The organism is Marisediminicola sp. UYEF4 (genome assembly GCF_040546025.1).
Lineage (GTDB): Bacteria > Actinomycetota > Actinomycetes > Actinomycetales > Microbacteriaceae > Marisediminicola.
Map to the genome: position 1 here is coordinate 92,619 of NZ_JBEPNA010000012.1, position 8,461 is coordinate 101,079.

The 8,461-nt window shown below is 64.4% G+C and carries 6 protein-coding genes; 2 read left to right on the forward strand and 4 right to left on the reverse strand.

Going from position 1 to position 8,461, the window contains the following annotated elements:
* Window positions 1-42 precede the first annotated feature (42 nt).
* Entirely contained in the window at window positions 43-1,932 is a 1,890-nt protein-coding gene (locus ABIB15_RS11480) for an O-antigen ligase family protein (protein WP_354478516.1), read from the forward strand.
* Between the two features lie 52 nt (window positions 1,933-1,984).
* Here the strand turns inward: ABIB15_RS11480 and ABIB15_RS11485 are convergent, their stop codons facing one another.
* Together ABIB15_RS11485 and ABIB15_RS11490 are read right to left on the reverse strand one after the other, a co-directional pair.
* Complete coding sequence (locus ABIB15_RS11485) at window positions 1,985-3,175, reverse strand: glycosyltransferase family 4 protein (protein WP_354478518.1); 1,191 nt, start codon at window positions 3,173-3,175, stop codon at window positions 1,985-1,987.
* 19 nt (window positions 3,176-3,194) lie between these two features.
* Window positions 3,195-4,595: a glycosyltransferase family 4 protein gene (locus ABIB15_RS11490; RefSeq protein ID WP_354478520.1), complete on the reverse strand. Its 1,401-nt coding sequence runs from the start codon at window positions 4,593-4,595 to the stop codon at window positions 3,195-3,197.
* A 50-nt stretch (window positions 4,596-4,645) separates the two neighbouring features.
* On the opposite strand from ABIB15_RS11490, the gene asnB reads away from it, so the two are divergent.
* Window positions 4,646-6,508 carry an asparagine synthase (glutamine-hydrolyzing) gene (asnB, locus tag ABIB15_RS11495; protein ID WP_354478522.1) on the forward strand — a complete coding sequence of 621 codons (1,863 nt, stop codon included), beginning with the start codon at window positions 4,646-4,648 and terminating at the stop codon, window positions 6,506-6,508.
* A 15-nt stretch (window positions 6,509-6,523) separates the two neighbouring features.
* Here the strand turns inward: asnB and ABIB15_RS11500 are convergent, their stop codons facing one another.
* Both ABIB15_RS11500 and ABIB15_RS11505 read right to left on the reverse strand, forming a co-directional pair.
* The gene (locus ABIB15_RS11500) at window positions 6,524-7,372 is read right to left on the reverse strand and encodes a glycosyltransferase (RefSeq protein ID WP_354478525.1); all 849 of its coding nucleotides are present in this window, start codon (window positions 7,370-7,372) and stop codon (window positions 6,524-6,526) included.
* The gene (locus ABIB15_RS11505; protein ID WP_354478528.1) at window positions 7,369-8,268 is read right to left on the reverse strand and encodes a glycosyltransferase; all 900 of its coding nucleotides are present in this window, start codon (window positions 8,266-8,268) and stop codon (window positions 7,369-7,371) included. Before ABIB15_RS11505 ends, ABIB15_RS11500 begins: the two co-directional genes overlap by 4 nt.
* Window positions 8,269-8,461: the final 193 nt, after the last annotated feature.

Below are 8,461 nucleotides of genomic sequence, written 5' to 3' on the forward strand. Positions count from 1 at the left end.
GTCGGGTTCCTTCCGAGTGTTCGCACGTTCGAGCCGCTCGTGGTGTTCCAGATCTACATGGGCTTGCTGGTGTTCTCACCGTCGATTTATGTCATCAAGCCACTCGGTGCCGCAGGCACCCCAGCGACGATCTTCGGGGTTCTTCTCCTCGTGCTGTGGCTGGTCGGCCGGACGACGAGTTTGCGCACCCCTCTGGGGCTGACCCCTATGCACTGGCTCGTCGCGGCCTTCGTGGTGGCCATGTTGATCGGATTCAGCGCCGGCATGCTCCGGCCGACAAACGTGATCGAGTATTCTTCTTCATTACGAGCGCTGATCACTCTCGCGTCGGGTGTGGGGGTCATTCTCTTCGCGATCGACACCATGGTCACGCCGGAGCAGATCACTGCGTTCCTCAACTCGATCGTCGGTGTCGGCACGGTGCTCGCTGTGATGGGCCTCGTGCAGTTCACGACCGGCTTCGATTTCGTTCAGGTCCTCCATCTTCCGGGCCTGACCCAGAACTCGGACTACGGCGGCCTCTACGAGCGATCCGGATTCGCACGCGTGAGTGGGACAGCTGTGCACTCAATCGAGTTTGCCTTTGTGGTCGGCGCGGTGCTCCCCATCGCAGGTCACTTGGCAGTCCATTCGTCGCGGGCTCAGTGGTGGAAGTGGCTCCCGTTCTTGCTGATGCTCGTGTCGCTGCCCTTGACGGTAGCGCGATCGGGCGCGGTGGCGATGGTCATCGGTCTCATTTTCGTCGGCGCAACCGCAACCGGCAAGCAAAGGTGGGCCTTGGTCATCGCGGCCGTCATCGCTGCCCTTGCCTTCAGGGCTGTGCTTCCGGGCCTGCTGGGCACGATTCGGTCCCTCATCTTCGGCGCCGCGGAAGACAATTCGATCACGGGTCGTCTCGAGGATGTGCGAGCGGTGACAGCGTTCGTTGCCGAGTCACCCTGGGTCGGACGTGGATTTGGGACATTCGTCCCTGAGCTTTACCGCACGCTCGACAACCAGTTCTTGGCCACCGCGATCGAAACGGGACTGATTGGCATCGCCGCGTTGCTGGCCCTGTTTCTTGGCGGAATCATCTCAGCGATTATTGCGGCTTGGAACGCGCGCGACGACCGCTTCCAACGCAATCGGGGACTCGCCCTGGCGACCGGGCTGTTCGCGACCTTTGTGCTGTCGTTTACTTTCGACTCGTTCGGGTTTCCGATGGCGTTCGGCATTCAATGCCTCATGTTCGGTTCGGTCGGGGCGTTCTGGCGGTTTCAGCGGTCCGGATCCCCCGGCTCGGCTGAATATCGCACACCGCTCGCCCGCGTGTCACGACGGTGGACCGCTATCGTCGTGGCTGTCGTCCTCGCAGTGCTCGCCCTCGGCGGACTGGCGACCCGGACCGCTCGGCCGTCATTTGAAGCGACGGGAACCATCGTTTTTCTCGCCCCACCGGATGGACCCAATAAATTCGACGACAAGATCGATATACCAGGCGTCTCCGAATTGATGCGGGTGATCATGGCAAGTCCTGATGTGCTGGTCAGACTGGCAGAGGACTCAGTGGCCGACTATGCGGTTGCCGTGGGTGACGGAAGCCTGGGGCCGCGCACCGATGTCATTGGCAGCGGCGAGTTGATGCGGATCGCCGCGAGGTCGGCTAGCGCCGAGGACGCTCTTCGGGACGCCGGCGTCGTGCGCCGGGAACTCGGCAATCAGCTTGATCTGATCCAGAATAATCGGGGCATCCCATCGGCACTCAAGGTGCGCCTTGATGGAAGCCTCGCGAACATCGAGGTTTACCAGCGGCCAGTCCGGATACCGGCCGCCGCCGCGGGAATTGTCGGCGTCGCACTTATTTGCGCAGTAGCCCTCATCGCTGCCGGAAGGCGCCTACCCGGCTGGCGTCTCCATCGCGCTCTCTCCAGGGAGGGCGTGATGGACCGGTGAGCTCGGCATTGCCGACGAAGACCATGGATCGACCACGATGGCGAGGCGCGGCTCAGGGGCGTCCTTGCGACGGGCCGGAAGCGACCTTCATTGCGATGGCGCGTCGGTAGCAGCCCACCAGCGCCTCGGTCGCCCGGTCCCAGGAGAGGAAGCCGCGCTGCCGCGTGCCGCGTGCCGACATGTCACCCAAACGTTGTGGATCGACCGCGAGCTCGGCGAGCTGTGCCGCGAGCGCGTCGACGTCTCCGACACGGTGTTCGAGGTAATCGACACCCGCCACCCCGATCGGCCCCGACGCCTCGCTCACGAGCGGGACGCATCCGCTCGCTTGAGCTTCTAAGATAACCAAGGCGCTGCCCTCGGTCCAACTCGGGAGGATGAGCACATCGCTCTCGGTCAGAATTCGGGCAATATCGGTCACGAAGCCCAGCTCCCGGACTCCGGGAGACTCGAGATCCGCCACAAGCGCCCGGCGATATTCGGGGATAATCGTTCCGGCGACGAGGAACTCTCCGTTCTCGATTTCCGCTCGCCGCCACGCGTCCAAGGCGACGTGCAGTCCCTTCGTCGGGTCGCCTCGTCCAACGAACACAGCGCGGAAGGGTTGTGTGCCCTCAGCGAGGGGTGCCTCGAGCCTTGCAGGAAACCGGACCAGGTCACAGCCGTAGCGATGCTGCAGCAGGCGACTCGGGTCGAACCCCTCCGCGATGAACTCCTGTCTCGCGTAGTCGGAAGGGACGAGGACGGCGGTCGCCGCGTCGTACTCCGCGATCTCTTTCATCAGCACCCGCTCATCCTGAGAATGCGAATGGTGGCGGGGCAGGGAGACCCCTGCGTGCTTCGATGCCGCCGCAGAGGCCCTCATGACGCTTGCGGTATGCGGATTCGGTGATTCGCGCACGGCGCCCGTGTGGAGCAGGGCAGCCTCCTGAAGGGTACGAAGGCACCCCCGAGGCCAGGTATGCACGATGTCGACGCGCTCGTTGTTCGCTCGGAGCCATCGTGCCACGCGCACGTCGTGGAAATCGTAGGCCCGTTGCACCCCGATCGCCCGGTGCGGAACGCGCCGCCCAGCGAAAACCATGGTCTCGTGCACGACGATCGACTCCGGCAGCTCGACCCCGCCGAGCGAGGTGCAGAACACGGCTAGAGCGACACCCGCACGCTCGAGGCCGAGGATTTGCTGGAGCGCTGTCTCCGCAATTCCCGGCCGGCCGAGGGTGTGGGGGAAGCTGTATGCCACACGAAGGGTTGGCCCATCATCAGCCAACCCCGTCCCCCAGACGCGCGCGTGCGGCAATGAACGACCCAAGCTCGCCGTGGTCGAGCCCGACGAATCGAGGCCCGTCCTCCGCCAATTGAGCGGTCGGGCGAGGTCGGAACGGCCAATTTGCTCGCCTTTCCTCGTCAGGTGCATTTTCCGTCAGGTCGTCGAACACACCGACATAAGCCTGTGCTTGCGCGCGCCAGTCGAGTTCTGTTGTGACACGATCGCGCGCGGCGAGGCCCAGGGAGACACGGCGTTGTTCGTCGTCGAGGAGCGACTCCACGGCGTCTGCGAACGCGGCGAGATCTCCGGACGGAATATAAAGCGCGGCATCGCCTCCCGACATGCGCGTTTCTATGAGGTCGAACGATACCGAAGGAAGCGCGTAAGCCATGTATTCCATCGTCTTGTTCATGGTCGACACATCGTTGAGCGGGGACTTCTCGTCAGGGCCGATCCCAATATCGGCCGCGCTGAGGTACTGGGCGATCGTCGCGAGGCCCACCCTGCCGGTGAAAAGAACATACTCGTCCAGCGCCAACTCGGATGATCTCACCTTGAGCTCCTCAAGACAGTCGCCGAATCCCATCACCACCGCCCGCACCCCCGTGCGTCCACGGCGGTGCACCAGTTCTTGGACAAGGTCCAGAACCACTTCGACGTTGTCCTGGGGCCCCATGATGCCGAGGTAGACGAGAAGGTGTTCCGCACCGGCCCTGAACTCCGGATCGGGATAGACCGGCCGCATGACCGTGGTGTCAGGACCGCTGCGCACGATGGTCACCGTGGCCGGGTTTCGGCCTCCCCTGGTCTCGGCCACCTTCTTGTACGAGGCATTCGTGGAGATGACTCGATCCGCTGTGCGGTACGTCATCCGCTCCAACCACAGCAGGCCCCGATATTGGATTCTCTGACCCAGCGACTGTGGAGTACCGAACCGCGACACGAACAACTCGGGATTCAAGTCGTGTTGGTCGAACACGAAACGCACTCCGCGCGCTCGCCAGAGGCGGGCGAGTAGCCAGTACGTGTCGGGCGGGTTGCAGGCCTGGATCACGTCGAAACCTCGCTCCCGTCGCACCCGAAGCGACAGGAGTGCCGTTCGGACCCACGACCAGACGAACTCCACCACGAAGCCCGCCACACCCTTCGCATCCGGTGCGGGACGGTACTTATAGATCCCGACACCGTCGATGATCGCAAAGCGAGGGTCGCCCGGGCCCTTCGGACAGATCACCGAGACACTGTACCCCTGCGCCGTAAGCGCCTGGCACTCGAGCCATACCCGCCGATCGAGCGGCACGGGCAGGTTCTGGACGATGATGAGCACGCGCGGATGGCGCATTCTGGTGACCTCCATCGTCGAGGCGCTCGACGCCCCAATAGTTTTGCTCACAATGTACCGGATGCTGGAGCCGCAATCTACGGGACCGATAGGCTGAAGTCATGTGTGGGATCGCGGGGATTCGTCGCTTCACGAAACCGGAGGTCGACGCGAGGGTACTCGCTGGCATGGTCGCGACCCTCCACCATCGTGGTCCTGATGACTCCGGATTCTGGCAGGAGGGCGGGATCGGCGTCGGGCACACGCGGCTCTCGATCATCGACCTCGCGGGATCCCGGCAGCCCATGGTCAGCGCGGACGGTCGATGGGTCCTCGTCTTCAACGGTGAGATCTTCAACTACCGCCAATTGCGCGCCCAGCTGAGCTACCCGTTCACCTCTGACGGTGACACCGAGGTCATTCTCGCGGGGATCGTGGCGCACGGCCTCTCATTCATCGAGAGTCTCCTCGGACAGTTCGCGCTCGCTCTGGTCGACCGCGACACCGGCAGCGTGCACCTCGTTCGGGATCGTCTCGGGGTTATCCCCCTCTACTACTCGAACACAACGGGGGAACTCGTCTTTGGCTCCGAGGTCAAGACGGTTCTCGCCGGCCTCCCCCAACGACCCGACGTGGACTTGTCGAGCCTCGACGCCTACCTTCTGGGCCGCTCGGTCCCGGCGCCGAACACCCTCTTCGATGGCATCTCGAAGCTTTCCCCTGCCCATCGCGCCGAGGTCACGGCCGACGGGCGCGTCCTGCTCACCCGCTACTGGGAACCCCCGCCGGCAGATCCGGCAGGAGCCTGGACGCCCGAGCGGGCGGTCGATGCCGTGGACGATGCCGTGACAGCGGCAGTCCGATCGGCGCTTGTCGCCGACGTCCCGGTGGGGGCATATCTCAGCGGAGGAGTCGACAGCAGCCTCATTGTCGCTAAAATCGCCGAGGTTCAGCCGGAACATCAGGTCACGACTTTCGCGGCCGGGTTCGGCGATCCGCGCAACGACGAACTGACTTGGGCACGTCGGGTCAGCGATCACGTGGGAACTGACCACCATGAGGTCCACGTCGATGCCGCCGACTTCGAGCACCTCTGGCCCAAGCTCACGTGGCATCGCGACGCGCCCATGTCAGAGCCTGCCGACATTGCCGTCTACCGGCTCGCGGAGACAGCGCGCCAGAAGGTGACGGTTGTCCTCTCCGGAGAGGGCGGAGACGAGCTGTTTGCCGGCTACCCCAAGTACCGTGCCGCGAAAGCCATGGCTGCGATCTCCACTTTGCCCGGCGGCCTCCGATCGTCGGTCGCGGGGGCCCTTGATCGACATCTCCCGCACCGTCTTGGCCGCGCGAGGATTGGGCTGCGCGTGGTGGGCGAACGGCACCAGGCGGACCAGTTCCGAACCTGGTTCGCACCATTCACCTCGAGCGAACGCCGGGCCCTGCTGGCGGGAGTCGAGTCCCGACCACCCGTGATGGACCCGAGCAACCCTGATGTCATCCGTGGAATGCTGCTCGGCGACCTTCGCAGTTGGCTTCCCGATAATCTTCTCGAACGAGGTGACCGGATGTCGATGGCCGCATCGCTCGAGCTTCGCCCGCCGCTGCTCGACCATCGGCTCGTTGACCTGGCGTTCCGCCTGCCGTCCGACCTCAAGGTGCGGGATGGCCGCACGAAGTGGATTCTCAAGGAGGTCGCGCGCCGATACCTCCCCGCCGAGGTCGTCGACCGTCGCAAGGTGGGGTTCCGCGTACCCCTCGACGCGTGGTTCCGTGGGGAGCTGCGGGACTCCATGTGGGACAGGCTTACGGGAGCGGATTCGTTCGTGGGCGCGACGTTCGACCGGAAGGCCGTGCGCGACCTTCTGCAGCGACACGAGAGCGGGACTTTCAACGAGGAGAACCGGATCTGGACGCTCATGTCCCTTGAGGTCTGGCACGAGCGATTCTTCACCGCACAGAGCACCGACTCCACGCTCCAGAGGTAGCTTCTCGACGGGCTCCTACGTGGACCGGGAACTATTGTCCCGTTCCCATGCGCCCTGACGCGACCGAAAGCGGGCTCGCAGCCTCGCGATGAAGATGAGCACAGCGTAGACGGCGGCGGAGAGAACGAGGCCCGGCTGTCGTCGGACGAGGGCAAGAATATCCCGGAGTTGGCCTCGCTGCCCGCGTGAGATGGGAATGTGGCTATCGTCCCGCTGAACATCACCCTGAGTACGGTACGTCCGAATGAGTATCTTGAGCAGGTCACCAGTTCTGCGCGGGGTCGTCACGATCACGGGGTCAGTGTCGACGATGTCGGTCTCGGCTTCGGAGAAGAGGCTGTCGATGAAGAGGTCGTCGGAGACAATATCGGGAAACTCCCCAAAGCGCGCCCTCCCGTCAATGGAGAGCGCGTAAGTGCCAGCACCCCACAGGGCCCGACTGATCGAGGGGAGCCTCTCCCGCACTTCGTACCATCGTCGCACCGGCCAGCGCGCTCCGGTGGAGTCGAATCTGATGGGCGGGCGGGCTGCGAGTGTTCCCCCCGTCGAGAGACGGCTGAGAACTGCCATCGCCGCCGCGCCCGTCATCACCACGTCCGCATCCAAATAGATGCGCGGGCCGGGGACCGCGAGCTGATCTCCGGTGCGCAACGCACCCACCTTCGAAGCGACCTCGAGCTCGACCACCTCGACCGAATCGAATTGGCGCGCGATCGCCGCCGTGTCGTCTCCGCACCCATTGCACACCACAACCACCTGCGCTGCACCCGACACGATGACCGAGGACAGCGCCGCAAGGCAGCGCGCTATGACTGCCTCCTCGTTGTGGGCGGCGATCACGATGGCGCCGAGGGGCGCCTTCACCTCGACGAACCCGGCAGGGCGCGACGAGCTCGCGGCGAGAGCAGCGCGGTGAGGCTGGCACGTGCTGCGGGCCGGCCCAGCCTCAGAAGGTTGTGCAAAACCGCGACGCCGAAGAATGCGGCAGTGGCTGTTGGTCCATGCCATTTGCGAAAGTATCGCACCTTGTTCACCGACAAGAGCGCCTCGAGCTGGTTCGAGCTGCCCGACCCTGCTCCGCGGTGGCGCACGACGGCAGAGGGGGTGAAGAGGATTCGGCCCCCCGACTCCCGTATTCGGCGACTGTAGTCGGTCTCTTCGGAATAGAGGAAGAAGCGGGTGTGATCCCATTTACCGACGAGCTCGATCGTGCTGCTCCGCACGAGGAGCGCGGCCCCCGTGGCCCAGTCGACCGGCGTCGGCACCGCATACGCGTCGCCGTCCCTAATCATCTCCGCCAGCCAGTGCGGGCGCCTTGGCCATCGATCGCCGAAGACCGCCTCCCCAGCCGATCGCAGCACAGTGGGTTCTCGTCGCAGGGAAGGCTGCGGGGCTCCGGATTCGGCGAGAACGAGAGGGACGGCCGCGACCACGCCGGCGGTGACGCACGCGCTGAGGAGAGCGGACGCCGCTGCGGGTTCGAGCACAAGATCGGGATTGAGGAAGAGGACGAACCGCGATGACTCGGCGTGGGCCATTCCGTGATTGAGCCCTCCCGAGTACCCGAGGTTCGCACCGGCGTCGATCACCGTGACGTGGTCATACCCAGAGAGCCGATTGCGGAGGTCGTCTTCGCCGTAGTTGTCAACCACGACGGCGCGCCAACTCAGGTCATTCATCGCCGGCGGAATCGACTCGATGAGCCCCGGCAGGTCACGGGCGCTCTTGTATGCCACGACGATGACGAGGCAGTCGATCATCTGCTCACATTAGCGCGGCACACTCATGAAACGCGAAGCGGCACCAGGACGTGTGCCCTGGTGCCGCTTGTTGACGCCCGACTTCGGCGCGTGGAGAACGCTTAGCCGCGTCCAGGGGTGGCGACGAGTGCGCCGGTGCTTTGCAGCACGTTCCCGGTCCAGGCGTTGCCGTTGCCTGTCTGGAAGGCGATTG

Coding starts and splice junctions, on each gene's coding strand:
- asnB (WP_354478522.1), top strand. CDS start 4,646: ATGTGTGGGATCGCGGGGATTCGTCGCTTCACGAAACCGGAGGTCGAC.
- ABIB15_RS11505 (WP_354478528.1), bottom strand. CDS start 8,268: ATGATCGACTGCCTCGTCATCGTCGTGGCATACAAGAGCGCCCGTGAC.